Annotated in this window: 24 protein-coding genes and 1 pseudogene; 7 read left to right on the forward strand and 18 right to left on the reverse strand. The window is 71.5% G+C overall.

Annotation, left to right across the window (positions count from 1 at the left end):
- Window positions 1-4: 4 nt before the first annotated feature.
- The 7 genes from ACK4TT_RS02910 to ACK4TT_RS02940 all read right to left on the reverse strand — a co-directional run bounded on the left by ACK4TT_RS02910 (window position 5) and on the right by ACK4TT_RS02940 (window position 6,033).
- Window positions 5-874, reverse strand: coding sequence for a hypothetical protein (locus ACK4TT_RS02910; RefSeq protein WP_410212366.1), 870 nt, complete (start codon window positions 872-874; stop codon window positions 5-7).
- Window positions 875-1,045: 171 nt separating this feature from the next.
- On the reverse strand, window positions 1,046-1,228 hold the full coding sequence (locus ACK4TT_RS02915) for a hypothetical protein (RefSeq protein WP_409638571.1): 183 nt from the start codon (window positions 1,226-1,228) through the stop codon (window positions 1,046-1,048).
- A complete protein-coding gene (locus ACK4TT_RS02920) occupies window positions 1,225-1,665 on the reverse strand; it encodes a hypothetical protein (protein WP_410212367.1) in 441 nt (146 codons plus the stop codon). The genes ACK4TT_RS02915 and ACK4TT_RS02920 overlap by 4 nt, the downstream gene beginning before the upstream one ends.
- A 424-nt stretch (window positions 1,666-2,089) precedes the next feature.
- Window positions 2,090-2,824, reverse strand: coding sequence for a peptidase (locus tag ACK4TT_RS02925; protein ID WP_410212368.1), 735 nt, complete (start codon window positions 2,822-2,824; stop codon window positions 2,090-2,092).
- Between the two features lie 18 nt (window positions 2,825-2,842).
- Window positions 2,843-3,658 (reverse strand): transglutaminase domain-containing protein, encoded by an 816-nt coding sequence (locus tag ACK4TT_RS02930; protein WP_410212369.1) that lies wholly within the window; start codon window positions 3,656-3,658, stop codon window positions 2,843-2,845.
- 6 nt (window positions 3,659-3,664) lie between these two features.
- On the reverse strand, window positions 3,665-4,606 hold the full coding sequence (locus tag ACK4TT_RS02935) for an alpha-E domain-containing protein (protein WP_410212370.1): 942 nt from the start codon (window positions 4,604-4,606) through the stop codon (window positions 3,665-3,667).
- Window positions 4,607-4,611: 5 nt separating this feature from the next.
- Window positions 4,612-6,033, reverse strand: coding sequence for a circularly permuted type 2 ATP-grasp protein (locus ACK4TT_RS02940; protein ID WP_409638557.1), 1,422 nt, complete (start codon window positions 6,031-6,033; stop codon window positions 4,612-4,614).
- 372 nt (window positions 6,034-6,405) lie between these two features.
- Here ACK4TT_RS02940 and ACK4TT_RS02945 point away from each other — a divergent pair, with 372 nt between their 5' ends.
- Window positions 6,406-6,945: a hypothetical protein gene (locus ACK4TT_RS02945; RefSeq protein ID WP_409638554.1), complete on the forward strand. Its 540-nt coding sequence runs from the start codon at window positions 6,406-6,408 to the stop codon at window positions 6,943-6,945.
- A 4-nt stretch (window positions 6,946-6,949) separates the two neighbouring features.
- Here the strand turns inward: ACK4TT_RS02945 and ACK4TT_RS02950 are convergent, their stop codons facing one another.
- Window positions 6,950-8,665, reverse strand: coding sequence for a hypothetical protein (locus ACK4TT_RS02950; protein WP_409638551.1), 1,716 nt, complete (start codon window positions 8,663-8,665; stop codon window positions 6,950-6,952).
- A gap of 126 nt (window positions 8,666-8,791) precedes the next feature.
- Complete coding sequence (locus ACK4TT_RS02955) at window positions 8,792-9,856, reverse strand: hypothetical protein (protein ID WP_409638548.1); 1,065 nt, start codon at window positions 9,854-9,856, stop codon at window positions 8,792-8,794.
- A 363-nt stretch (window positions 9,857-10,219) separates the two neighbouring features.
- Between ACK4TT_RS02955 and ACK4TT_RS02960 the strand changes: the two genes are divergently transcribed.
- Complete coding sequence (locus ACK4TT_RS02960; protein WP_409638545.1) at window positions 10,220-10,741, forward strand: MauE/DoxX family redox-associated membrane protein; 522 nt, start codon at window positions 10,220-10,222, stop codon at window positions 10,739-10,741.
- On the opposite strand, the gene ACK4TT_RS02965 is transcribed toward ACK4TT_RS02960, so the two are convergent.
- On the reverse strand, window positions 10,738-11,229 hold the full coding sequence (locus ACK4TT_RS02965; RefSeq protein WP_409638542.1) for an NAD(P)H-dependent oxidoreductase: 492 nt from the start codon (window positions 11,227-11,229) through the stop codon (window positions 10,738-10,740). The two genes, ACK4TT_RS02960 and ACK4TT_RS02965, sit on opposite strands and share 4 nt — an antisense overlap.
- A gap of 110 nt (window positions 11,230-11,339) precedes the next feature.
- Here ACK4TT_RS02965 and ACK4TT_RS02970 point away from each other — a divergent pair, with 110 nt between their 5' ends.
- A complete protein-coding gene (locus ACK4TT_RS02970; RefSeq protein WP_409638539.1) occupies window positions 11,340-12,680 on the forward strand; it encodes a serine hydrolase domain-containing protein in 1,341 nt (446 codons plus the stop codon).
- A gap of 191 nt (window positions 12,681-12,871) precedes the next feature.
- Here the strand turns inward: ACK4TT_RS02970 and ACK4TT_RS02975 are convergent, their stop codons facing one another.
- A complete protein-coding gene (locus tag ACK4TT_RS02975) occupies window positions 12,872-14,224 on the reverse strand; it encodes an amidohydrolase family protein (protein WP_410212371.1) in 1,353 nt (450 codons plus the stop codon).
- Complete coding sequence (locus ACK4TT_RS02980; protein WP_409638533.1) at window positions 14,221-15,651, reverse strand: amidohydrolase; 1,431 nt, start codon at window positions 15,649-15,651, stop codon at window positions 14,221-14,223. Before ACK4TT_RS02980 ends, ACK4TT_RS02975 begins: the two co-directional genes overlap by 4 nt.
- A gap of 146 nt (window positions 15,652-15,797) precedes the next feature.
- Here ACK4TT_RS02980 and aspS point away from each other — a divergent pair, with 146 nt between their 5' ends.
- On the forward strand, window positions 15,798-17,576 hold the full coding sequence (aspS, locus tag ACK4TT_RS02985; protein WP_410212372.1) for an aspartate--tRNA ligase: 1,779 nt from the start codon (window positions 15,798-15,800) through the stop codon (window positions 17,574-17,576).
- Window positions 17,577-17,582: 6 nt separating this feature from the next.
- Here the strand turns inward: aspS and ACK4TT_RS02990 are convergent, their stop codons facing one another.
- The gene (locus ACK4TT_RS02990) at window positions 17,583-18,569 is read right to left on the reverse strand and encodes a pentapeptide repeat-containing protein (protein WP_410212373.1); all 987 of its coding nucleotides are present in this window, start codon (window positions 18,567-18,569) and stop codon (window positions 17,583-17,585) included.
- An 85-nt stretch (window positions 18,570-18,654) separates the two neighbouring features.
- Complete coding sequence (locus ACK4TT_RS02995; protein WP_410212374.1) at window positions 18,655-21,120, reverse strand: ribonucleotide reductase; 2,466 nt, start codon at window positions 21,118-21,120, stop codon at window positions 18,655-18,657.
- A gap of 178 nt (window positions 21,121-21,298) precedes the next feature.
- Between ACK4TT_RS02995 and ACK4TT_RS03000 the strand changes: the two genes are divergently transcribed.
- Together ACK4TT_RS03000 and ACK4TT_RS03005 are read left to right on the forward strand one after the other, a co-directional pair.
- Window positions 21,299-21,703 (forward strand): NADH:ubiquinone oxidoreductase subunit NDUFA12, encoded by a 405-nt coding sequence (locus tag ACK4TT_RS03000; RefSeq protein ID WP_410212375.1) that lies wholly within the window; start codon window positions 21,299-21,301, stop codon window positions 21,701-21,703.
- Window positions 21,704-21,969: 266 nt separating this feature from the next.
- Window positions 21,970-22,242, forward strand: a pseudogene (locus ACK4TT_RS03005) (DUF2155 domain-containing protein); the annotation flags it as partial.
- A 35-nt stretch (window positions 22,243-22,277) separates the two neighbouring features.
- Here the strand turns inward: ACK4TT_RS03005 and aat are convergent.
- Genes aat through aroQ form a run of 4 tightly spaced genes read right to left on the reverse strand, consistent with a single transcriptional unit; the run spans window position 22,278 to window position 25,391 of the window.
- Window positions 22,278-23,033, reverse strand: coding sequence for a leucyl/phenylalanyl-tRNA--protein transferase (aat, locus tag ACK4TT_RS03010; RefSeq protein ID WP_410212376.1), 756 nt, complete (start codon window positions 23,031-23,033; stop codon window positions 22,278-22,280).
- Window positions 23,034-23,074: 41 nt separating this feature from the next.
- Window positions 23,075-24,430, reverse strand: a complete 1,356-nt coding sequence (accC, locus tag ACK4TT_RS03015; RefSeq protein WP_409638515.1) for an acetyl-CoA carboxylase biotin carboxylase subunit — start codon at window positions 24,428-24,430, stop codon at window positions 23,075-23,077.
- A gap of 4 nt (window positions 24,431-24,434) precedes the next feature.
- Window positions 24,435-24,923 carry an acetyl-CoA carboxylase biotin carboxyl carrier protein gene (gene accB, locus ACK4TT_RS03020; protein ID WP_409638512.1) on the reverse strand — a complete coding sequence of 163 codons (489 nt, stop codon included), beginning with the start codon at window positions 24,921-24,923 and terminating at the stop codon, window positions 24,435-24,437.
- A 30-nt stretch (window positions 24,924-24,953) separates the two neighbouring features.
- Window positions 24,954-25,391, reverse strand: a complete 438-nt coding sequence (gene aroQ / locus ACK4TT_RS03025; RefSeq protein WP_409638509.1) for a type II 3-dehydroquinate dehydratase — start codon at window positions 25,389-25,391, stop codon at window positions 24,954-24,956.
- Between the two features lie 80 nt (window positions 25,392-25,471).
- Here aroQ and thiS point away from each other — a divergent pair, with 80 nt between their 5' ends.
- Window positions 25,472-25,672, forward strand: a complete 201-nt coding sequence (gene thiS / locus ACK4TT_RS03030) for a sulfur carrier protein ThiS (protein ID WP_409638506.1) — start codon at window positions 25,472-25,474, stop codon at window positions 25,670-25,672.

Raw genomic sequence — 25,672 nt, forward strand, 5'->3', positions numbered from 1 at the left:
TCCGTCAGGGCGCCCCGCAGCCGTCGGGCGGGCAGGCGTCGAGCCGCAGGTTGACCAGGACGTCGTTGACGGCGGCGTTGCTCTCGCGCGACGCCGTCTCGGCGGTCATCCTCAGGCCGGCCGGCGCCTGGCCGGTGACGGTGAGCGCGGTCTGGGCCGGGACCGACCCGAACCGCAGCGTGGCCGCTGCGGACGGCCCGAAGGCGATGGCGGCGGTGCTGAGGTCGGCGGTGCAGGCCGCGCTCCCGTCCGGTCCCGTGGCGTCCAGGATCACGGTCGCCTCGCTGCGCGGCGGCACGTCCTGTCGAGCCGTCCCCTGGGTCACCGTCGCGCAGCTCAGGTTCAGCCCCAGGGTCTGGGGCTGGGACGTGCCGTTATAGACCGCCACCGTGGCCGTCCTGCGGGCCGGGCAGAGGGCGCCGCACTCGGGCGTCAGGACGAGCTCGCCGTCCTCCCATGGCTTCATGGCGAGCTTGCCCGACACGTCGAACGAGAACCCCGGGGGGAAGTCCTGGTCGACGCTGATCACCTTCAGGCCGTCGACCACCTTCACGGTGATGGTGATGTAGCCCAGCAGGGGCTGGCCCCCGACGGCCGTCTGGAACTGGTGGCGCGAGAACGCCGCCATGCCGGGGCAGGTCTCCAGCGGCTGGGTCTCGAGCTGGGCGCTGATCCCATTGGGCTGGAAGGTGGTGGCCGGGATGCCCTTCTCCCAGCAGCTCGTCCCCGCGCCGGTGGTCAGCATGAACACCGGCTCGCGAAGCTGGCCGCCGTTGATCCCGAACTGGATGACCGTCCCCGCCGCCGCCGGCGACGCCGCCCCCAACGCCAGCGCGGCGGCCAGCCCGAAGGCCGTGTTGTGAATCTTGCCCATGAACCACCCCCTGCGATTGTGCGCCTGCACCCCGAGCGCGAGCCGCCTTCTTGTTGCAGGCATACTGTCTGTATGTCAATGGGCCGCCGCATTCCTTTCCTCCCCCTTCATGGGGGAGGGGGACCGCGAAGTGGTGGAGGGGGCGAACGGCCCCACGGCGTCGCCCTGACCCTACCGCACCAGCATCCACCCGCCCGCGACGACGCCCGCGAATGTCGCCAGGCACATCAGCGCTAGCCGCCAGGAGAAGCGCCCGGCGCGCGCGGCGGCGCGATGCGTCCGGGCGAAGCGGCGCCGCAGCGTCCGCAGCCGCTCCTCGGCGCCGGGGCCCTCCAGGCGGCGGGCCGGCGTCATTTCCAGCGCCCCGTCACGTCGTTGCGCTCGGCGAGCAGCAGGTAGGGGCCGCGCGCGTCCCGCATGACCTGGCCCACGACGTAGCCTGTGACGACGAACGGTCCGGGCGGCCCCACGAACGGGTCCGAGCAGGAGGTCAGCGCCGCGATATAGGCCGGAAGCTCGGGCGGCGGCGCGGGCCCGCGCACCACCTCCAGCACCCGCGCCGTCCCCACCGGGAAGCCCCGGGGATCGGCCAGGTCCGCAAGGTTCGCCTTCAGGTCGGGCCGCTCGCCCTCCAGCCGCACCCTGGCGACGGTGGCGAACCGCTCGCCCGGCGGCGTCTCGGGCGCCGCCGCCTCGAAGATCAGCACGTCCCCGCCCAACCGGCACGCCGCCGCCGGCGTCGCCATCAGCGCGAGAACGATCCCGCCCGCCGCCAGCCAACCCCTGACCATCGCCGCCTCCTTTGGACCCGCCGCCACCCTGCCACGCCAGGGTTGATGGTCCGTGTGGCGCCCATGAATCCTCCCCCACACGGGGCGGGACCGTCCGAAGCCCGTAGGGCGAAGGCGGGTGGAGGGTTGAAGCCCCCGAACTTCCTCTCCCACGCGATTGGGAGAGGGGTGAGGAACGACCGATTGCGACCCCACAACCGGTATCCGATCCGACCGTGGGACGGTTCGGCGGAGAGCCTGCCCTCGGGCGCGCGGAGCGCGACCCGGGAGGGACGCCCGGAGAGGCTGATTGACCTGACCCCCTAAACCCCGCCCGTCGGGTCCCGACCCGCCGGCCTGATCCTCCGGGTCTGATCCACCCCGCCTTTCGTGTCCTTCGTGCTTTTCGTGGCGGCCCTTAGGACGACGCGTCGGGGCCAGAACCTCACCGGTACGGCGGCTGGGGGATCGAGGCCTGGGCGGCCCGGAGCGCCGCCGACCAGCGGTCGTTGAGGTCGCGGTAGTAGGCGTCGTGGTCGTCGATGCGGTGGACCAGGGTCGCGCGGCTCTCGCCGGCGCGCGCGGTCATCATGTCGATCGGCAGGCCGACGGCCAGGTTCGAGCGCATGGTCGAGCTGAACGAGATCAGGGCGATCTTCACCGCCTCGTCCAGCGGGGTGTCGTAGGTCAGCGCCCGGTCGAGGATCGGCTTGCCGTACTTGGTCTCGCCGATCTGGAGATAGGGTGTGTCGGGGCCGCACTCGATGAAGTTGCCGGCGCCGTAGACCAGGAACAGGCGGGTGGGCTCGCCGCCCACGCTGCCGCCCACCAGCAGGGTGGCGTCGAAATTGATGTCGCCCTGCTTCAGCCCCTCCATCTCGTCGGCGGTGAAGCGCACCGCCTGGCCCAGCAGGTAGGCGGCGCGGTGGATCGAGGGGACGGTGCCGAGGCGTTCGGTTTCGCCGGTGTCGGGGGCGGTGAAGCCCAGGCGCACGCGCTCCAGCGCCGCCTGGGTGGTCGACAGGCTGCCGGCCGAAGCCACCGCGATCAGCCGCTGGCCGTCGTTCCCGTGGATCCGCAGCTTGCGGTAGGTGGAGATGTTGTCGACCCCGGCGTTGGTGCGGGTGTCGGCCAGCATGGCCAGCCCCTCCTTGACCAGCAGGCCCACGCAATAGGTCAAGGCGTCTTCCTCACGTTCCTAGTCTTGCCGCTGCCGCGCCGCCTCGCGGGCCAGCACCGCCACGCGGAGCCGCTCCTGGCCGCCGCCGCGCCGCGCGCCCCGCAGCGGGGCGGCGTCAAGATAGTCGAGTCCCACGGCCACACGAAGATAGCGCGGGTCGGGACAGACGCCGTTGGCCGGGTCGAAGCCGGTCCAGCCCAGGTCGGGGACGAAGGCCTCGGCCCAGGCGTGGGCGGCCTCCTGGTCGTGGGCCTCCGGGCGCGAGAGGTGGCCCGAGACGTAGCGGGCGGGCAGGCCCAGGCGGCGGGCTGCGGCGATGAAGATGTGGGCGTGGTCCTGGCAGACCCCGTGGCCGGCGGCGAAGGCCTGGGCCGCCGTGGTCTCGACCCCGGTCGCGGCGGTGTCGAAGCGCAGGCGCCGGTGCAGGCCGTCCATCAGCCGGTGCAGGCGGTCGAGCGGCGGGCCGTCCGGCGTCTCGTCGGCCCAGGCGCAGATCGCCGCGTCGGCCGCCGTCAGCGGGGTGGGGCGCAGGAAGACGGCGGGCGCGAAGGGCTCGGGCGCGCCGCGCACCACCCCGGCCGCGTCCGTGACCTCGACCTCGCCGGTCACCCGGATGGTGAGGTCGGTCACCGGCCCCTCGGCGTAGAAGAGGTGGAGCACGTTGCCGAAGGCGTCGCGGGTCTCGCGCAGCAGGCCGTCCACGTCCACGTCGACCCGCCAGGCGAGCACGGCCTGGGCCTCGTGCGGGGCGGGCGTGACGCGCAGGGCCTGGATCACCCCATGGGCCGGGGCGTCGTAGGCGTAGGTGGTGGCGTGGCGGACCCGGATGCGCATGGCTCTTCAGAACGCGAACTGCTCGGCGATGGCCACGCCCAGCCGGTTGTTGTCGACGATGAAGGCCTCGATGAACTCGTGCAGGCCCGAGGCGAAGACCTGCTCGACGCCGCTCTCGCGGAGCTGGAGCTGGATGCGCGAGGCCAGCCGGTGGGCCGGGCCGCGGCGGCCCGTGCCGGCGCTCAGGTAGTCCAGCAGCTCGACCACCGTGTCGTAGCAGCAGGCCAGCGAGCGGGGCATCCGGTCGTTGAAGATCAGCAGGTCGGCGACCAGCCAGGGCTTGATGGCGTCGCGATAGACCCAGCGGTAGGCCGTGGCCGCCGAGACGGTGCGCAGGATGGTCGACCACTGGAAGTAGTCCAGGCTGCCGCCCACCGGCTCGTCCTTGGGCAGCAGCAGGTGGTACTTCACGTCCAGCAGGCGGGCGGTGTTGTCGGCCCGCTCCACCGCCGCGCCGAGCTGCAGGAACCAGTAGGCGTCGTCGCGCAGCATGGTCCGCTGGGCCGCCCCGTCGAAGGCCGCGACCGCCCGCTGGACGGCCTCGGTGAACTCGCGGACCTCGGCCTTGACCGGGTCCTGCTGGCGCAGGCGCTGGACCTCGTGCCAGGCGGCGTTGATGGCCTCCCAGGCCTCGCGGGTCAGGCCGGTGCGCACGGCCCGCGCGTTGCCCCGGGCGTGCTCGACGCAGGTGCAGATGGCCGAGGGGTTGGCCGGATCGACGGTCAGGAAGCGCACGACCGCCGCCTCGCTCGCCTCGCCCTGAGCGGCGGCGAAGGCCTCTGCGGCGCCGGCGGCGGCCAGCACGCCGGACCAGGCGGCCGGGTCGCCGCCGTAGGTGGTGGGCAGGGCGGCCAGCCTCGCGGTGGCGTCCAGCAGGCGCGACAGGAAGTCGGCCCGCTCCACGTAGCGGCCCGTCCAGTAGAGGTTGGCGGCGGTGCGCGACAGCATGGGCGTCAGCAGCCGCCCACCCAGGTGTCCTTGGTGCCGCCGCCCTGGCTGGAGTTGACCACCAGCGAGCCGGGGGTGAGCGCCACCCGCGTCAGGCCGCCGGGCGTCACCTTCACCCCGTCCGCCCCGGTCAGTACGAAGGGCCGCAGGTCCACGTGGCGCCTTGCGAGCTGGTCGCCGTCCAGGGTGGGGCAGGTGGAGAGCGCCAGCGTCGGCTGGGCGATGAAGCCCTCGGGCGCGGCGCGCAGCTTGGCGGCGAACTCGGCGACCTGGGCCTGGGTGGCGTGAGGGCCGACCAGCATGCCGTAGCCGCCCGAGCCGTCGACCTCCTTCACCACCAGTTCGGCCAGGTGGTCGAGGACATAGGCCAGGTGCTCGGGCTCGCGGCAGCGCCAGGTGGGCACGTTGCCCAGGATCGGCTCCTGGCCCGAGTAGAAGCGGATGACTTCGGGCATGTAGCTGTACATGGCCTTGTCGTCGGCGACACCGGTGCCGATGGCGTTGGCCAGCGCCACGTTGCCCGCCAGGTAGGCCTGCAGCAGGCCGGGCACGCCCAGCGTCGAGTCCGGGCGGAAGAACAGCGGGTCGAGGAAGGCGTCGTCGATCCGCCGGTAGATCACGTGGACACGCCGCGGCCCCTCGGTGGTGCGCATGTAGACGAGGTTGTCGCGGACGAAGAGGTCCGCGCCCTCGACCAGCTCGACGCCCATCTTGTCGGCCAGGAAACTGTGCTCGTAGAAGGCCGAGTTGTACGGCCCGGGCGTCAGGACGACGATGGTGGGCTCGGCCTCCGGCCCCTCGGGCGCCACCGACCGCAGGGTCTCCAGCAGCAGGTCGGGATAGGTCTCGACCGGCGCCACGTTCGATCGGGCCACGAGGTCCGGGAACAGCCGGAGCATCATCTCCCGGTTCTCGAGCATGTAGGAGACGCCGGATGGCGTGCGGGCGTTGTCCTCCAGCACGTGGAACTCGTCCGGCCCGGTGCGCACCAGGTCGACCCCGGCCACATGGACGAAGACGCCCTTGCTGGGCCGGTGGCCCATGACGGCCAGCTCGTGCTGCGGGTTGAGCCGCACCAGCTCCTCGGGGATCACGCCGGCCTTCAGGATCTCCTGTGGGCCATAGAGATCGCGCAGCAGGGCGTTCAGCGCCTCGACCCGCTGCACCAGCCCGCGCTCGATGCGGCTCCACTCGGCGCCGGTCAGCACGCGCGGCACGATGTCGAACGGAATCAGTCGCTCGGCCCCGCCGGGATCGCCATAGACGTTGAAGGTGACGCCGGTCCGCCGGAACAGGAGCTCGGCCTGAGCCTTGCGGGTCTGGAGCAGCTCGGGCGGGACCGTCTCCAGCCAGGCCCGCACCTGGGCGTAGGCCTCCGGCGGCGCCCCGCCCGGCCAGCCGTCCATCTCGTCGAAGGGCGTCGCCATCGCCACCCGCTTTTAACTGCACTTGGGCCAGCCAAGGCGATGGCGCGCCGCGCGCACAGCCGCGCTCACCCCGTGGGGAGGCGGCGCCGTCCGGACGCCCGTATCGCGCGCAATCCGGGCGGAAGGCGCCTCTTGTTTGGGCAGGGCGCTTGCCAAGGGGGCGCTTGCCAGAACGAACGCATCCCTGGGCGGGGACAAGGGCGGGGCCACCGCTGCGTGTCGTTCTGGCGGTCGCGAGTTCGTCCACGGGGTCGCCCGGTGATCAGGCGGGCTGTACTGCCCCGCGGAGGCTCGCTCGCGCCGGGTCCAGATGGGGCTGCGATTGCGCCATCTCAAGGCGGAGGACGTCCGGGGCCGCCAGGGTGCGACGCGATGACCCGCCTCCTCGGACCGATCGCGGCCGCCCTCCTGGGCTTCCTCTCGACCCCGGCCCATGCCGAGACGTTCCACGGGACGCTGGACCGGGTGTTCGGCCCCGGCGGCTGGCGGGTGACCAGCGGCTACCGGAGCCCCGCCCACGAGGATGCTCTGCGCCGCCAGGGCGCCGGGACCGTCCGGCCCGGCCGGCTTTCGACCCATTCCGTCGGCTCGCACGCCGCGCCGGGCGCGTACGACGTCGTGGTGGACGGGATGGCGGCCGCGGCTGCCAAGGCCCGGCTGGAGCGCGCCGGCCATCCGTTCCGGCGCGTGGTGGCCGAGCCCGCACGGGGCGGGCAGGGGCCGCACCTGCACATCGAGCTGGTTCCCGGCGGCGCGGCCCGCTCGGCCCGCGGCGCGGCGCGAAACCTCTGTGACGGCTACGCCGGCGAGCGGATCACCGAGCGCATCGTGGACGGCCGACGCAATCCGCTGATCGCCTGCGAGGAGCGCTGGAAGAAGTCTCAGGCGGGGTCCGGCGCGGTGGTGGAATAGCGGCTCAGCGCCCCTCCGCGAGCGGCGTCACCGGCAGCTTGTCGGTGAGGTCGGCGGCGGCGAGCTGGGCCGACAGCGTGTCGAGGGCGGCGGCCTCGGGCGTCTCCTGCCGGGCCAGCCGGCCCACGGCCTCGGCCAGGCGCCGATCGTAGCGGCGCGGGAGCAGACTGTCGTCGGAGTCGCGGCGGCTGGTTTCGTTGGGACGCCGCGGGGTCAGCAGGACCACCATGTTGTTGCGCAGCCTGCGGGTCTGGCGGCTGGCCAGGAACAGGTTCAGGCCGGGGATGCGCGACAGGCCGGGGACCTCGGTGGAATCGCGGGAGTCCTCGCGCTCGGCCAGGCCTGACAGCACCAGGGTCTCGCCGAAGCGCAGGCGGACGTTGGCGCTGACGCTGTTGGTGGTCGTCTGGATGCCCTGTTCCAGCTCGGCTTCCAGACCGGGTTCCAGGAACGAGCGGCCGGCGTTCACGGCCAGCAGCATCTCGTCGTCCGAGACGAAGGTGGGGGTCACCGCCAGCGACACGCCCACCGCCTTCTCCTGCAGGCTGCCCGAGTACTGGCCGCTGATCGGGATGGTGATGGTGGCGCCCGAGAAGAACACCGAGGGCGTGCGGTCCAGGGCCACCAGCGACGGCTTGGCCAGCACCTCGGTGCGGAAGGCCTGGTCGTCGAGGATGTCGAGCAGGTAGGTGATGCCGTTGTCCGGCAGGGAGACGGTCAGGTAGTTGGTGTTGATCGGCTGACCGCCGGGCGCGGTCTCCTCGGAGATCCGCAGCCGGCCGCGGGCCACCAGCTCCAGCGAATTCAAAAGGTTCACGCCCCTGGCGGACTGGGCCTCGTCCCGCTGGCGCACGATCACCGCCTCGATGACCGCCATCGGCGGCTCGACCCCGACGCAGGGGGCGGGCAGGGCGGCCATGGGCTGCGGGCCCAGGGTCTGGGTCGTCTGGCCGGGATAGGCGGGATAGCCCGACGAGGCCGACGGACTGGCGGCCTGGCACGCGCGCCAGTCGGCTGGCGCGCTCCCGGGAGCCGGGAGGGCTGCCGGCGCCGCTGCGGCCGGCTGGGGAAGCGAAGCCTGGGCCAGGGTCGCGGCCTGGCGCCAGCTCGCCGCGTCGCGGGCGACCGCTTCGGCCTTGGCCGGCTGGGCGGCTCGCAGACGGGCCAGCAGGCTGTCGGCGTCTGGCGCCGCCGCCGCGCCGGCGCTCAGCGCGGCGGCTTCGAGCGCGGGGATGTCGCCCGAGAGCGTGGCGGCCTTGCGTCCGGCCCAGAGCGCCAGGGCCAGGTCGCCCGTGCGCAGGGCGGTGAGCGACAGGTCGGTGAGCGCCTGGGCGTCGCTCGGCGCCACGGCCACGTGTTCGGCCAGGAGCTGCACCGCGAGGTGCGGCCGGCCGGCGGCGGCGTAAAGACGGCCGAGCTCGGCGCGCGCCGCCGAGAGGCTGGGGTCGAGCTGGAGCGCGAACTCGTAGGCCGCCGCGGCCGGGCGCCAGTCGGCGTTGCGCCGGTCCAGGAACTCCTTGGCGAGCAGCCGGGCGTAGGCGAGGTGGTGATGGGCGTCCTGCGGGCGCAGGCGCAGCTCGGCGATCAGGGCGGCGCGCTCGCGGGCCGTCTGCGGCTCGGCCGCGCGGCCTTCGGACCATTCGCCGATGTGGGGGTTGGCGGCCGCCGGCGCGGCCAGCGACAGGCAAGCGAGCGCCGCCAGGGCAGGAAAACGCCTCACGCGCGCACGCCGCCCGCGTTCCGCTGCGTCCCGTCCATTGGATCGTCCCCCGAAACCCGACTCCCACACGCCGGGATTCCGGCGCGCGGGAGGTTCAAAGTCAAGGTCGCGGGCGGATCGCCCCGATCAGTCGCCAGCCTTCTTGTCCTTGGCCTTGCTCTTTGCGGCCTCGGCGGCCTTGGCCGCTGCGGCTTCGGCGGCGGCCTGCTCCTCGGCCCGGGCGCCGGCCAGGATGCCGGGCAGGGCGTAGTTGCCCTCGTGGCAGGCGTATTCGAATATCCGGCCGTTCAGGGGGGCGAACTCGTACTCGCCGCCCCACGGCGCATCCCACACGGTTGGGTCGTCGATGGTGAAGGCGTAGTGCACGCGCTGGGGCCCGACGCGCGTGAAGCGCTCGGTGACCTTCAGATCCTTCCACGAGCCCATGAAGCCCTGGCTCTGCGGGATGTGGGTGGTCTCGACGACCAGGGTGTCGCCCTCCCACCAGCCGATGGAGTCGCCGAAATAGGGTCGCACATCGTCGGTGCGGTGCTTGGCGTTCAGCCGCACGATCCGCAGGTCGTGGTTCATCTCCACCTCGATGACGAAGTGGTCGGGCGTCTGAATGAACTGGTAGTTGTTGTTGTAGAAGCCGTTGGGGAACATCGGCGGGCCGCCGTTGCGCCCGAAGCCGATGATGCAGCGCTCGCCCAGGGAGCGGGTCTCGTAGCTGTCGAACGAGCCCAGACCGCGACCGAAGCCGGGCGGCGGCGGCGCGCCCTTCTTGCGGGGCGGGATCTGGCCGTTGGGGGTGGTGATCAGCGAAGAGCGGGGCTCGCCGCGCACCCGCATCACCGTATGGCCGGGATCGAGCCAGCCGCGGTTGTAGCCACCCACGTCGCCGCCGGCCGCGGCGAACTCCGGACGCAGGCTGCTGGCCGCGGGCTTGGCCGCCTCGGCGCCGGCGTTGGGATCGGTGGGGGCGTTGCCTTCCTCCACCTCGGCCTCGGCCTCGGCCTCCATCTTCTTCACCTCGTCCTCGGTATAGACGAGGGAGGAGACGCCAGGACGCCGGGTCATCGGAGTCATGGTGTTGTTGGTCCAGTAGCCGCTGAGGTCTGGCTGGCCGAAGGCGGTGCGGGGCGCCTTGTACGCTTCGGCCTTGGCGGCCTTGGCCTGGGCCGCCGCGTCCAGGCTTCCGGTGAGCGCCACGGGCGCGCCACACAGAGCGGTCCCGAGCAGGGCTGTTCCGAGCAAGAGAGTGGCGGCGCGTTTCACGATGGGCTCCCCGATGATTTGTTTCGCCGCAGTCCACGCGGCGTGCATACCGAACTTACGATTCTTGGCGAGCCGGGGCAATGGCGCCCTGCACGGTCCGCGGAGGGCAGGTTCCTGAGGCATGGGGGCAACACCCGCCAAAAACACGGCTGGGTTGTCGACTGTAAGGATCGCGGAAAAGTTGCAAATGAGGGGCGTGCGGCGCAACGGTTCGGCGGGCGGGCGATCCCGCCGATGAATCGGGGAGTGGGCGTTGGTGGGCGAGCGTGGCCAGAAGGCCGCGGCGGACGGCGGCGGATGACCGCGTATCTCGCCGAGGTCTGTCGCCTCTATGTGTTGTTCATCCTGGTGCTGGCGTTCACGGGCAAGGCGCTGTCGTGGCGCGCCTTCCGCCGCGGCCTGGGCGAGCTTCTGCCGACTTGGGGGCCGCTGGTCCAGCTCGGCGCCGTCGCGGTCATGGCGGCCGAGGCGCTTTTGGCGGCCCTGCTGATGGCCGGGCAGGAGCTGGCCTACGGAGCGGCCGCGGCGGCGCTGTCGCTGTTCCTGGCCTTCTCGGCGGTCGTGGCGAAGGGGCTGATCGACAGGCGCGAGGTCCGGTGCAGCTGCTTCGGCGCCTCGGGACACGTGATCTCGCGTTGGGATCTCCTGCGCAACGCCCTGCTGGTCGCCGCCTGCGCGGCCTACCTGGCCCTGGCGCCCCGAGCGGTCGCGCCGTCGCAGGATCACGATCCGGCGCTCGTGGCCTTCGCGGGCCTCGCCACCCTGATCACGCTTCAGCTCGGCCGCATGCTCGGCGCGCGGGGGAAGAGAAGGCCCTAGAACAGCCCCATGGCCAGGCCGGCGGCCATGGCGGCGCCGAGGTCCGCGCAAGGAGCGAGGTCGGCGTCGGTGGGGTGCTTTTCCGCCAGGATCGCCTCGGGCGTCTGGGCGGCTGTGTTCAGGATGAGGGGTTCGGCGATCGGCTTCAGCCGCCAGCCGGTGACGATGCGGGCGAGCTGACGCGCGGCCGCCGTCCCGTCGCTGCCGGCGGCGATCATGGCGGCGTAGGGGCGGCCGTTCAGGCGGTCGAGCACGGTGTAATAGGTCCGGTCGAAGAACGCCTTCATCTCGCCGGACATCGCCGCGAGGTTCTCCGGGCAGGCGAAGAGATAGCCGTCAGCCGCCAGGAGATCGGCGGCCTGCGCATCCTCGGCCCGCCGGAGCAGCACGTCCACGCCGGCTTCGGCGCCGGCTCCGCGCGCGGCGGCCTCGGCCATGGCCCGGGCCGCGCCGGTGCGGGAATGCCAGACGATCAGGAGTCGCTTCATCAGCGGCAGACTAGCCGGCGGGCGTTGCGAAGGTGAAACGCAACCGTGCTTGCGTGCGCCCGGTGGCGGCCTAAGCTCCGCCTCAAACAAGATCCTTGGGGGAAATTCCGATGCGGGTGAACCGTCGTTTCGCCGCGGCCATGACGGCCGTGGCGCTGGTCCTGGCGCCTGTCCAGGCCTCCTACGCCGCGCCCAAGCCATCCGCCGCGGCGGCGCTGACGCAGCGCGTCTCGCCCGAGGCGGCGGGCTTCGACGCCGAGCGGCTCGCGCGGCTAGACGCCTATATGGCCAAGGTGGTGGCGGACGGCCGGGTGGCCGGCATGACGACGCTGCTGGCGCGCCACGGCAAGGTGGTGGCGTTCCGGACCTATGGGCAGCAGAGCCTGGCCACGGGCAAGCCGATGACCGAGGACACCATCTTCCGCATCTATTCGATGACCAAGCCGATCACCGGCGTGGCCATGATGATCCTCTTCGAGGAGGGACGCTGGCGCCTGGACGACCCGGTCACCCGCTACGTGCCCGAGTTCAAGACGCTGAAGGTCATGACCGGCGTGGACGGCAACGGGAAGCCGATCCTGGAGGACATGAAACGCCCGCCCACCATGCGGGAGATCATGAGCCACACGGCGGGCTTCGGCTATGGCCTGCAGGACGACCATCCTGTCGACAAGCTCTATCGCGAGAAGGAGGTTCTGGGAGCCTCCAGCACCCACGAGATGATCGAGCGCACGGCGCAGATCCCGCTGGTCTATCAGCCCGGAACCCAGTGGCGTTACTCCAGCTCAGTCGACATCCAGGGCTACATCGTCGAGAAGCTGACCGGTCAGACGCTGGGCCAGTTCATGGAGCAGCGGATCTTCAAGCCGCTGAAGATGACCGACACCGCCTTCTACGTCCCCAAGGACAAGGCGGACCGGCTGGCGGCGGTCTATATGGGCAACAAGGACACCGGCAGGATCGAGGAGGCCAAGCAGCTCTTCGGCTTCGACATGCCGACCTACCTCGACCCGCCACCCTTCGAGTCCGGCGGCGGCGGCCTGGTCTCGACAACCATGGACTACGCCCGCTTCGCCCAGATGATCGCCAACAAGGGCGAACTCGACGGCGTGCGCATCCTCTCGCCGGCCTCGGTGGAGATGATGGGCACGAACATGATCCCCAAGGAGGTGCTGGTCTCGTCCAACGGCACGACCGGCGCGCGCTTCAACGAGGCCGTGGGCTTCGGCCTCGACTTCATGGTGGTCAACGATCCCCGCGCCGCCGGGACGCTCGAAGGCAAGGGCTCTATGAGCTGGGGCGGGGCGGCCGGCACCTGGTTCTGGGTGGATCCGACCAACGACCTCGTCTTCGTGGGCATGATCCAGCGGATGGGCGGCACGGGCGGCGACGACCTCGGGACCATGGCCCGGACGCTCACCTACCAGGCGCTCACGCACCCGGAGAAGTGACGAGCTGAGTCTTTCCTCTCCCGATCCGCGGGAGAGGGGGACCGCCCGCCGCAGAGCGGGTGGGGGAGAGGGAAGGCGGCGCGCACCGCGCCTGCGGCTCGCCCTTCCCACCGTCCGCTCTCCGGCCGGCGTGCGCCGGCCTCGGCCGACGGTCCCCACCTTCCCGCGAGCGGGAAGGGAGCGTGCGGGCGCTACTTCGAATAGGCCGGCGGATAGGCCGTGTTGAGGTCCTTGTAGCGATCCCGCAGCTCGAACTGGCGGGACGTCAGGGGCTGGGCCTCGCCGCGCACCAGGATCAGCTCGGGCCGCGAGAGCGGTTCGAAGGGGTCGCCCGACCACAGCACGAGGTCGGCGTCCTTGCCGGGCTCCAGCGAACCGACCCGGTTCGCGACTCCGAACACCTTGGCGGGGTTGATGGTGATCGCCTTGAGCGCCGCGGCCGGCGACATGCCATAGGCCACCGCGTTGCCGGCGTTGTAGCGGGTCTCGTGCGCCCGGTGCGCGCCGCCCTGGCCCTCGATGACCACCGTCACGCCCGCCGCCTCCAGGCGGGCGGCGTTCTCGAGCGTGGAACCCAGGCTCTCGAAGCCCTCGGGGCGGTCCCGGATAGGATTGATGATGACGGGCACGCCCGCGCGGGCGATCTCGTCGGCCACGCGCCAGCCCTCGGCGGCGCCCGACAGGATGACCTTCAGCTTCTCCTCGCGGGCCAACCGCAGGATCGCCCGGATGTCCGAGGCGCGGTCGGCCACGGCGATCAACGGCATGCGGCCCTCGACCACCGGGACCAGGGCCTCCAGGTCGGCCCTGGAGAGGGCCAGGTCGCGGTAGCCGGCGCGTTCGTAGGCGGCCCGGTTGCGGGCGTAGGCGCGCACGTCCTCGATGACGGTCTTCAGCAGGACGATCTGGGCGCCGCGCGCTCCACCGGCCAGGTTCGCGCCGCGATCGCCGAACGGCGCGACCATGGCCACCTTGGCGCGGACCAGCGGGTCCTCGCCCTGGGTGAGCTGGATCACCGCCGCCTGGCCCGAGAACAGGCCGTGGGTGCGCTCCGAAGCGCCGCCGCCGGCGGTCAGGTCCTCGGCCCCGTCGTGGCTGTGGCCGTCGTCGCCGTTCCCGCGCGACGCGGGACGCGGGGTGACGACCGCGCTCGTGATACCGCCCAGGCGCGCGACCGGGATCACGAAGGAGTCGGGATTCAACGCGTACTGGATGTCGAAGGCGGCGCTGAGCTCGGCGTTGTCGACGCTGGCGTCCGTGCCCAGGGCGCCCACCTCGACCGCGCCCAGGATGCTGTTGGCGGCCACGAAGCCGGGCGTGACGATCCCGCCCTTGGCGTCGACCACCTGAGCGCCGGCCGGAACGGCGACCGAGGGACCGACCGCCGCGATCTTGCCGTCGCGGACGAGGACCGTGCCCTTGGCGATCTCGCCGGCGGGACCGGCGGTCAGGATGCGGGCGTTGGTCACGGCGACGGTGGCGGCCTGGGCGGAGCCGGCCGCGAGCGCCAGGACGGCCGCAGTGGCGGCGAGGGAACGTCTCATCGCAGGCCTCCCAGGCCGAGCTCGAAGTCCGACTTGGCCTGGAAGGCCGGGTTCGTCCGGTCGTAGGTCACCGCGCCGTCGATCCAGACGCGTTCGGCGCGGGCGTAGACCGAGAAGGGGTCCTTGTCCCACAGCACCACGTCGGCCCGCTTGCCGGGCTCCAGTGTGCCGGTCTCCTTCAGGATGCCCAGCGCCTTGGCCGGATTGGCGGTGATCCACTTGATCGCCTCGGCCTCGCTGATCGAAAGACCCGCGGCGCGGCCGGCCGCCAGGGCCTCGGCGGCCTCCTGGTTCAGCCGCTGGATCAGGTCGGGATCGTCCGAGTGGATAATGGCGCACCCGCCAGCGGCGTGGACCAGGGCGGCGTTGGCCTCGATGCCGTCGAACTGTTCGAGCTTGCCGCCCCACCAGTTCGCCCAGGTCGCCGCGCAGATGTCCTTCTGGGCGAGGATGTCGGCGATCTTGTAGCCCTCGATGGTGTGGTGGAACGAGGTGATGCGGTAGCCGAACTCGTCGGCGATATCGATCATCTGGGCCATCTCGTCGGCCCGGTAGCAGTGGTTCTGGACGAGGATTTCGCCCTTGAGCACGCCCAGCAGGGTGTCGAGCTGGAGGTCGCGCTTCGGCGGGTCGGCCTTGTCGCCGCGCTTCACCTTGGCGCGGTAGTCGTCCCACTTGCGGCCGTAGTCGGCGGCGTTGATCCAGGCGGCGCGGTAGCCGGCCACATTGCCCATGCGCGTGGAGGGCGAGCGGCCCTTGCCGCCATAGACCCGCTTGGGGTTCTCGCCGCAGGCCATCTTCAGGGTGTAGGGCGCGGCCGGGAACTTCATGCCCTGGGTCGTGCGCGCCGGCACGTTGCGCAGCGTGACGCCCCGACCGCCGAACAGGTTGGCCGAACCGGGCAGGATGTGGACCGTTGTCACCCCGCCCGCGCGGGCCAGGTTGAAGCCCGGATCCTGCGGCCAGACGGAGTGCTCGGCCCAGACCTGGGCGGTGTTCGGGTCGCTGATCTCGTTGCCGTCGGAGTGGGCCGGCACGGACGGCGAGGGATAGACCCCCAGGTGCGAGTGGGCGTCGATCACGCCCGGCGTCACCCAGCGGCCGCGGGCGTCCACAACCTCGTACCCGTCGGGCGGGGCCGCGGCGGGGCCTACGGCCTCGATGCGGCCGTCGCGGATCAGCACCATGCCGCCCTCGATCCGCGCGCCCGTGGCGGTCAGCACCGTGCCGCCCACGATCGCCGTGGGGCGGCCGGGCAGGGGCTTGTAGGTGCTGGCGAAGGCGCCCGGATCGGCTTCCAGGCCGCGGGGCAGGGGCTTGGGCGCCGCCGCCGTCTCGGGCTTGGGCTTCTCGGTCGCGGTGGTGGCGCAGGCGGCGAGGCTCACCGCCGCAGCGGCCGCCAGGGCGGCCCTCAAGATGTGTGACACTCAGTCCCCCGAACAGTCCGGCGGCAGTTTGACGATCCGCCGGGGGCGGGTGTCAAGCGCCCGCCCGGCCGTCCGCGCGCTTGACAAGCCGGGACGCCCATGCGCCCTTCCGCGCCTCGCAAATCAGCCGATTTCCGCCTTATTTCATGCATCTTTACCGCACCCACACCTGCGGCCAGCTCCGCGCTTCCGACACCGGCCAGGCCGTGCGCCTTTCGGGCTGGGTCCACCGCAAGCGCGACCACGGCGGCCTGATCTTCATCGACCTGCGCGACCACTACGGTCTGACGCAGCTGGTGGTCAGCCCTTCCACTCCCGGCTTCAACCTTGTCGAGCACGTCCGCGCCGAGAGCGTGATCCGCGTGGACGGCGAGGTGGTGGCCCGTTCGGCGGACACCCGGAATCCGAACCTGCCGACCGGCGAGATCGAGATCGCGGTGCGCAAGGTGGAGGTGCTGTCGGAAGCCGCCGAGCTGCCGCTGCCGGTGTTCGGCGAGCCGGAATACCCCGAGGACATCCGCCTCAAGAACCGTCACCTCGACCTGCGCCGCGAAACCCTTCACCGGAACATCGTGCTGCGGTCCAAGGTCATCCAGTCGATCCGCAACCGGATGATCGAGCAGGGCTTCCTGGAGTTCCAGACGCCGATCCTGACGGCCAGCTCGCCGGAAGGCGCGCGCGACTTCCTGGTGCCCTCGCGCCTGCACCCGACCAAGTTCTACGCGCTGCCCCAGGCGCCCCAGCAGTTCAAGCAGCTGCTGATGGTCTCGGGCTTCGACCGCTACTTCCAGATCGCGCCCTGCTTCCGCGACGAGGACCTGCGCGCCGACCGCTCGCTGGAATTCTACCAGCTCGACGTGGAGATGAGCTTCGTCACCCAGGAGGACGTCTTCGCGGCCATCGAGCCCGTGATGCACGGGGTCTTCACCGAGTTCGGCCAAGGCAAGCCGGTGACGCCGTACCCGTTCCCGCGCATCCCCTATCGCGAGGCGATCGCCAAGTACGGCTCGGACAAGCCCGACCTGCGCAACCCGATCGTCATGCAGGACGTCTCGGACCACTTCCGCGGCGGCGGCTTCGGCCTCTTCGCGCGCATCCTGGAGGACGCCAAGAACGCCGTCTGGGCGATCCCCGCGCCCAAGGGAGGCTCGCGGGCCTTCTGCGACCGCATGAACTCGTGGGCGCAGGGCGAGGGTCAGCCGGGCCTGGGCTACATCTTCTGGTCCGACGACCAGGGAGGCTGGGGCGGCCCGATCGCCAAGAACCTGGGCCCGGAGAAGACCGACGGCCTGATGGGCGTCCTGGGCCTGGGCCAGGGCGACGCGGCGTTCTTCGTCGCGGGCGACCCGAAGGTCTTCTACAAGTTCGCCGGCTCGGCCCGGACCAAGGTCGGAACCGACCTGAAGCTGGTCGACGAGGACCGCTTCGAGTTCGTCTGGATCGTCGACTTCCCGATGTTCGAGTGGAACGAGGACGAGAAGCGCGTCGACTTCTCGCACAACCCGTTCTCGATGCCGCAAGGCGAGCTGGAAGCCCTGAACACCAAGGACCCGCTCGATATCCTGGCCTACCAGTACGACATTGTCTGCAACGGCTACGAGCTGTGCTCGGGCGCCATCCGGAACCACCTGCCGGAGATCATGATCAAGGCGTTCGAGATCGCCGGCTACGGTCCGGAAGTGGTCGAGGAGCAGTTCGGCGGCATGCTCAACGCCTTCCGCCATGGCGCGCCGCCGCACGGGGGCCTGGCGCCCGGCATCGACCGGATCGTCATGCTGCTGGCCGGCGAGACCGCCATCCGCGAGGTCATCGCCTTCCCGCTGAACCAGCAGGGCCAGGACCTGATGATGAACGCGCCGTCCGAGGTGACCGACAAGCAGCTCAAGGAGCTGCACATCCGGCTCGCCCCGCCCATCAAGGCGTAGGCGGGGCTACTCGCCCAGCGACACGAAGTAGCGCGGCGTCTCCGGCGGGGCCGGGGGCGCCGGCGGCCGCGGCGGCTTCACGATCACCCGAACGCCATTGCAGCTCTTGGGGACGAGGCCGCCCGGCAGCTTGGTCCGGGAATCGCTGCACGCCTCGTCCACCTGGTCCTGGGTCAGGCCCCGGGCGCCCGAGAAGTCGGCGCCGGCGATCATCGCCCGCCGGAGATCGGCGTCGCGGAAATCGGCCCCGTCGAAACTCGCGCCCGACAGGTTGGCCGAACTCAGGTCCGCCGACCGGAACGAGGCCCGCTCGAAGCGGCCCCAGCCCAGCATGGCGCCGGTGAGGTCGGCGTCGGTGAAGTTGGCCTCCCGGGCGTCGACCTTTATGAAGTTGGCCGTCCTCAGGTCCGCGGACCGGAGGCTGGCTCCCTGAAGCCTTGCCGAGCGGAACTGGGCCGCCGTGCCTTCGATGTCGTTGAGGATGGCCCGGGTCAGGTCGGCGCCGTCGAATTGCCCGCCGCGGAAGTCGCCGGCGCGCAGCACGGCGTTCGACATCGTGGCCTTGCTGAAGTTGGCGCCGGTGGCGTTGACGTCCGACAGGTCGGCCCGGCTGAGGTTGGCTCCGCCGAACATCACCCCCTGCGCGTCCGAGGCGCGCAGCTTGGCGCTCGACAGGTTCGCGCCCTGGAAGTTGGCGCCGCTCATGCCGGCGTCGCTCAGGTCGGCGCGGGAGAGGTCGGCGCCCACGAAATTGGAGGCGTGGAAGCGGGCCTCCTTCAGATTGGCGCCCACCAGGGCCGCGCCGGAGAAGTTGGCGCCGATGATGCGGGCGCCGGCCAGGTTCCGGCCCGACAGCTCGCATTTCACACAGGACCCGCCGAAGGCGGTCTGGCGGGCGACTTCCTTATCGCCGAAGGCCAGCGCCTGGCCGGCCACGGTGCTGCCGGCCACGAGGGCCGCGGCGGCGATCAGGCGGGCGATACGCGACGTCACTGGGGCAATCCTCGCAAGCTCAGGGGGCCACCTCTGCTCTGTAAGGCCCTGCCGCGCCACTTAAATCGCGGTAACTTCTAGGGACTTAGCCGGTTCGGTCCTCGTCGAGGCGCCCCGCCCGCGCGCCGCAGCTCTCGCAGATCAGGGCCTGGCCCTTGCGGACGACGGCGATGTCGCCGCAGGCGGCGCAGACGTCCGCGGCATCCAGCACGGCCGGTCCCGGTTTGCGCCCCGCGCTCGGCAGGAAGACCAGGTTGTCGGGTGTCGCGCCGCGCGAGAAGCCGCGGGAGATGAAGCGCGCCGCCGGCTGCAGCTCCTCGGGCTCGGGATCGCCGTCTGCCTTGCCCCGGCCGAGGCCGTCGGCGTTCAGCTCGCCGGGATCGGCGCTCGCCAGGTCCGCGCGGCCCAGGTAGCTGATCCCGAGCTCCCGGAAGATGTAGTCGAGGATCGAGGTCGCCGACTTCACGGAGTCGTTGCCCGTCACGGGCCCCGCGGGCTCGAAGCGCGTGAAGACGAAGGCGTCCACGAACTCGTCCAGCGGCACGCCGTACTGCAGGCCGATGGAGATCGCGATGGCGAAGTTGTTCATCAGCGAGCGGAAGGCGGCGCCTTCCTTGTGCATGTCGATGAAGATCTCGCCGAGTTCGCCGTCGTCGTACTCGCCGGTGTGGATGTAGACCTTGTGGCCGCCCACCGAGGCCTTCTGGATGTAGCCCTTGCGGCGGTCGGGCAGTTTGCGGCGGGTGCGGTCGCGCTCGACAATCCGCTCGACGATGCGCTCGTCCGCCTGGACCGGTTCCTCGCGGCGTTCCGGCAGGTCGGCGACGGGCGGCAGGTCCAGCACGGCGTGGGCGGACGCGGCCTCCCGGCGGATCCGGACGGGCAGGGCCGTCGCCCGGAGCGCGTCCAGCACCGCCTCGGGCGAGGCGTCCCAGGACAGGGCGACCTCCAGCAGGGGCGGGACGCACAGCACGGGCGCGATCGCCTCCAGCATGGCGGCGACTGCCGCGGGCGGCGTCTCGGCGGCCGTGCGGAATATCCGCTGGCGGGCGTCGTCCAGGTGCTCGGCGCCGGCCAGGGCGTCGTGGCCCAAGGCGTGGCGTTCGGCGGCCTCGACGTCGTCCGAGGTGAAGCCGGCGAAGGCCAGGACGTCGAAGGCGGGGTCGGCGACCTGCTCGGGGCTCGCCCCCAGGACGTCGCGCAGGAAGCCGTCGCCCAGCAGCGCCGGCGCGAAGGCGTCGGCCAGGCGGGTGACGAAGGGCAGCTCGGCCTCGGCGGCGGCGATCTCGTGCTCGGAAAAGCCGCGCGCGGCCAGGGTCTGGTGGTTCACGCCGGGCGCGTCGGCCAGGCTGCGACGGCCGAGCAGCCAGGCCTCGGCCTCGGTCCGCTCGATCCCGGCCGCGGCCAGGCCCCGCAGCGCCGCTTCGGAGAGCGTGCGGACCGCCTCGCCTTCGGAGGTCTCGGCCAGAACCACGGGACCAGTCCAGGGGCCGGCGTCCAGGCGGCCGCCTAGACGCAGCGCGAGCTCCGGATCGGCGAACGCGGCGAGGCGGCAATCCGCGCCGGTCTCCGCGATCACCCGGGCGGCCGTCTCGTAGAGGGCCAGCGCCGTCGCGCGGCCGGCGTCGCTGTCGTAGTCGAGGCCATGGGCCACGAGCCAGTCGCCCAGGCCGGCGAGACCGAGGATCGCGGGGCCGTCCTGGGCGCCCAGGGCCAGGGCGGCGAGATGGACGGCGCCTTCGAAGGCCTCGGCGTCGAAGCGGTCGTCGCGCCAGAAGGCCATCAGGTCCACGCCGCCGCGGGCGGCATGGCTCGCTTCGGCGAGGGCGAGGGCGGCTTCCCCCGAGGGCGCGATGCGGAGGTCGCCCGTGGCCCAGGCGACGCGCGCGAACGCCGCCCCCATCGGGCCGGCCAGCAGGTCGGCGTCCGCCGAGACGATCAGGCCCGGCGCGGGCGGCTCCCTCGGGCACTCCGCCCACGAGGTCTCGCCGGCGCGGGCCAGGGCGATCGCCTCCAGGATCAGGGAATCGGGCGCGCCGGCGGCGCGGGCGGCTTCGGCGGCCCGGGTCAGGCTGGCGTTCTTCCGCGGGTCGGCGCAGGCCTCGGCGTCGCCCTCGCACCGCAGGATGGCGTCCATCACGGCCTGCAGCCGGGCCGCGAGGGTCTGGGCCGCCGCCTCGGCGGCCTGGCGGGCGCGATGGGCGGCCTCGTGGGCGTTGAGCGCGGCGGCGTCGGGCTCGACGAGCGCCGGGATCGGTTCGCCGCCGCGCCCGATTGCGAGCGCGCCCAGGAGCTGGGCTTCGGCCAGGCCGTCCTCGAAGCGCCTGCGGGCCCGCAGGTCGGGCAGAAGGCCCTTGGCCTGGGCCGCGTCGGTGAGCGCTCGGGCATGCTCGCGGATGGATTCGGCCAGGTCGGTGCGGCCATCAGCCCAATCGAGCCAGGCCTCGGTCCTGGCGCCCGTCCAATGCGTCGGCGCTTCCACCTCGATCAGCCCTCCGGCGCGTTCGAGGATCCGGCCCTCGATTCCCACGCCCGACGCTTCACTGCCCATGAGCGACTCCCTGCGGGGCAAGGGTAGGCGGCGTTCGAGGGTGGCGCCAATAGATGTTGGGGTCGGCTCGCGATTCATCCCCAACATATTGCAGGATGACGGATCGTCTCCGGGCGCTGGACGCTCCAGGGGCGCCCGCCTATAGTCCGCCCGCGTTCAGGAGCCCCGAGAGCCCCAAGTGTCCGTCCTCAAAAGCATCTTCACCTGGTGGAACGGCTCCACCTACGGAATCCGCTTCACCATCGCCAAGCGCGGCCGTTTCGTCGGTCAGGACGAGTTCGGCAACCGCTACTACGAGGCGAAGGACACCCGGGACAGCTACGACCCGAAGCGCAAGCGCCGCTGGGTGACGTTCAACGGCTACGCAGAGGCGTCCAAGGTCCCGCCCGACTGGCACGGCTGGCTGCATCACACCTTCGAGGAGCCGCCGACCTCCGCGCCGCTGCCCCGCAAGCGTTGGGAGAAGGAGCACCGTCCGAACCTGACGGGCACCATCCACGCCTACCGGCCGAAGGGCTCGCTGGCGCGTGGGGGCGAACGCCAGCGCGCCACCGGCGATTACGAGGCCTGGACCCCGGAATAAGCGCCGTGGCCCGCCGCCCGTCCGCGCCCCCTTTCGTCCGACGCTCGGCCACGATCGCATTCCTCGCGGCCGGCCTGCTGTCGACCATGGTCGCCGCCCAGCCGGCGCAGCCGATCCTGCTCGAGGATGCGCCTGCCCAGCGGCCGGTCTCGGAGGAGGCTCCCCCCGCCGTCGTGCCCGCGCCGACGCCGTTGCCCGTCCCGCCGGTAGACCAGAAGGAGGTCGAGCCGGCCGCGCCGCCCAAGGCCAAGGTGATCGAGAAGTCCATGGAGGCGCCGACCCGCCGCGCGCGCTACGACGTCGCTGTCCTTCAGGCCCTCGACAAGGTGACGGCCGAGACCCTGACCTTCGCCGCGCCCGTGGGTCGGCCGGTCCGCTGGAAGGGCCTGATCTTCACCGTGCGCGCCTGCGAACGCTCCGCGCCGGACGAGCCGGTCGATGATTCGATCGTCTACCTCACCATCGATTCCCAGCCTCGGCCGCAGCCGGGCAAGCCGACACCGCCGCCGCGCCAGGCGTTCAAGGGCTGGATGTACGCCTCCTCGCCGGGCCTGAACCCGCTGGAGCACGCGACCTACGACGCCTGGGTGATCAGCTGCAGGGCGAGCCGGCCGGAAACCGCCGCGCCGACGGCTCCGGCGCCGGCGGCGACCCCGGCTCCCAAGGTGGAGGCGCCAGCGCCCAAGGCCGCCGCGCCAGCGCCGGTCCCGGTGATCTCGCCGCCGCCGGCCCCCAAGGCGTAGAAGTCGGCGTCCACCGCCAGCGCCCGCCCGAGGCGGCGGTGGTATTCGAGGCGGGGGATCTCCTGGGCTCCGAACTGCGTCAGGTGTTCGGTGAGGAACTGGGCGTCCAGCAGGACGAACCCGCCCGCGATCAGTCGCGCGACCAGATGGACCAGCGCGACCTTCGAGGCGTCCCGCTCCCGCGAGAACATGCTCTCTCCGAAGAACGCCCCTTGCAGCGACACGCCGTAGAGCCCGCCCACGAGCCTGCCATCCTTCCAGCACTCGACGCTGTGGGCGAAACCCAGCTCGTGGAGGCGCAGGTAGAGCGCCTCGATCGGCCGGTTGATCCAGGTCTCGGTGCGGCCGGGACTTGAGGCGGCGCAGGCCAGCACCACCTCGTGGAAGGCGGTGTCGATGCGAATCTCGAACGGGTCGGCGCGCACCGTGCGCGCCAGGCGCCTGGGCACATGGAAGGCGTCCAGAGGGATGATTCCCCGGCGCTCGGGATCGATCAGGAAGACCCGCGCGTCGTCGCGCGTGTCGGCCATGGGAAAGACGCCGCGCGCGTAGCAGTCCAGGAGGTCCCGGGCGTCGAAATCGGCCATGCGACCGATCTAGCGTAGTAAGGCGGGCGGGTCGAAGGCCCTTACGCCGCCGCCTCGGCCTGCGCCTTCATCCAGCGCTCCAGCCAATGGATGTTGTAGTCCCCGCGGACGATGTCCGGCTGGGTCAGCAACTCTTGGAAGAGCGGGATGTTCGTGTCTATGCCGCCGACCACCACCTCGCCCAGGCAGCGGCAGAGGCGGGCGATGCACTCCTCCCGGTCGCGGCCGTGGACGATGAGCTTGCCCACCAGGCTGTCGTAGTAGGGAGGGATCGAATAGCCGGCGTAGAGCGCGCTATCCATGCGCACCCCCAGGCCGCCGGGGGCGTGGTAGTCGGTCACCAGGCCCGGCGACGGGGCGAAGGTCTTGGGATTCTCGGCGTTGATCCGGCACTCGATGGCGTGGCCCTCGAAGACCACGTCCTCCTGGCGGAACGACAGCGGCTCGCCCGCGGCGATGCGGATCTGCTCGCGCACCAGGTCGATGCCGGTGATGGCCTCGGTGACCGGGTGCTCCACCTGCAGGCGGGTGTTCATCTCGATGAAGAAGAACTCGCCGTTCTCGTACAGGAACTCGATGGTGCCGACGCCGAGGTAGCCGATGGCCTTCACCGCATCGACGACGACCTTGCCGATCTTGGCGCGGGCGGCGGCGTCGATGACGGGCGAGGGGGCCTCTTCCAGCACCTTCTGGTGGCGGCGCTGGAGCGAACAGTCCCGCTCGCCCAAGTGGACGACGTTGCCGTGGCTGTCGGCGACGACCTGGAGCTCGATATGGCGGGGCGTCTGGAGGTAGCGCTCCATGTAGATGGCGTCGTCGCCGAAGGCCGCCTTGGCCTCCGAACGGGCGGTCTGCACCGCCTCGATCAGCTCTTCCTCGGTGCGGGCGACCTTCATGCCCCGGCCGCCGCCGCCGGCGGCCGCCTTGATGAGCACGGGGAAGCCGATCTCCTTCGCCGCAGCGAAGGCCTCCTCCTCGGTGGTCACCGCCCCATCGGAGCCCGGAACGACGGGAATGCCGGCGTCCTTCACCGCCTGCTTGGCGGTGATCTTGTCGCCCATCAGCTTGATGTGCTCGGGCTTGGGGCCGATGAAGGTGAAGCCGTGGGCGTTCACGATCTCGGCGAAGCGGGCGTTCTCCGAGAGGAAGCCGTAGCCCGGATGGATGCCCTGGGCGCCCGTGATCTCGGCCGCCGCGATGATGGCCGGGATGTTCAGGTAGCTCTTGGCGGCCGGCGGGGGGCCGATGCAGACGCTCTCGTCGGCCAGGCGCACCCACATGGCGCCGGAGTCCGCCTCGGAGTGGATCGCCACGGTCGCGATGCCCATCTCCTTGCAGGCCCGGTGGACCCGAAGCGCGATCTCGCCGCGGTTGGCGATCAGGATCTTGTCGAACATCGCGCTACCCGATGATGGCGAGCGGTTCGCCGAACTCCACCGGCTGGGCGTCCTCGACCAGGATCTCCACGATCTTGCCGGACTTCGGGGCCGGGATCGGGTTCATGGTCTTCATCGCTTCCACGATGAACAGGGTCTGGCCGGCCTGGACGGTGTCGCCCACCTTGACGAACGGATCGGCGCCGGGCTGCGGCTGCAGGTAGATGGTGCCCACCATCGGCGACTTCACCTCGTCGCCCTTGGCGCGGGCCGGGGCGGCGGCAGGGGGCTCGGCGGCTGTGGCGGGGGCCGCAGCGGCGGGCGCGGCGTGGACCATCGGGGCCGGCGCCGCCACGTGGACGGGCGCGGCCGTGAGGGTCTTGGCGACCCGGATCTTCAGCTCGCCGTGCTCGACCTCGATCTCCGAGAGGCCCGTCTCCGTCAGGATGTCGGCCAGTTTGCGCACCAGGCGCGCGTCGAACGGATCGGCGGGCGCCTTCGGACTGCTAGCCATGGAACGACCCTTTTTCTTCGTATTGTCGGATTAGCGGGCGAGGCCCGCGGCGGCCTCGACGGCCAGTTCATAGCTCGCTGCCCCGAAGCCGGAAACGACGCCGGTGGCGGCGAGGGAAACGTAGGTGTGGCGGCGGAACGCCTCGCGCGCGGCGGGGTTCGACAGATGGCACTCCACGACGGGGATGCTCAGCATCTTCAGCGCGTCGAGGATGGCGACCGAGGTGTGGCCGTAGCCAGCCGGATTGATCACCAGGGCGCAGGCGTTTTCGCGCGCCTCCTGGATCCAGTCGATCAGCTCGCCCTCGTGGTTGGACTGCCGGAACACGACTTCGCGCCCCAGAGATTTCGCCCGGGCCTCGCAGAGACGGCGGACGTCGTCCAGGGTCTGATGTCCGTAAATCTCCGGCTCGCGGGTCCCCAGGAGGTTGAGGTTGGGCCCGCTCAGCACATAGATCGGTTTCGACATTCGGCTCCGCCGTCGATTCCGCGCCCTTGTAACGGTCAGCGGCGGAGGCCACAAGCAAGCCGACCGGAGCGCACGCATCCATGCAGCTGACAGTGAACGGAGAGCCCCGCAGCTTCCAGGGCCCGCCCAACGTGGCGGCGCTGGTGGCCGAGCTCGGGCTCGACGCGCGCAAGGTGGCCGTGGAGCGCAACCTGGAGATCGTGCCGAAGTCCGCCTACGCGGCCACGGCGATCGCCGACGGCGACCGGATCGAGATCGTGCATTTCATTGGAGGCGGCTGA

It is taken from the genome of Phenylobacterium sp., from assembly GCF_046463815.1.
In the GTDB taxonomy this organism is placed as follows: domain Bacteria; phylum Pseudomonadota; class Alphaproteobacteria; order Caulobacterales; family Caulobacteraceae; genus Phenylobacterium.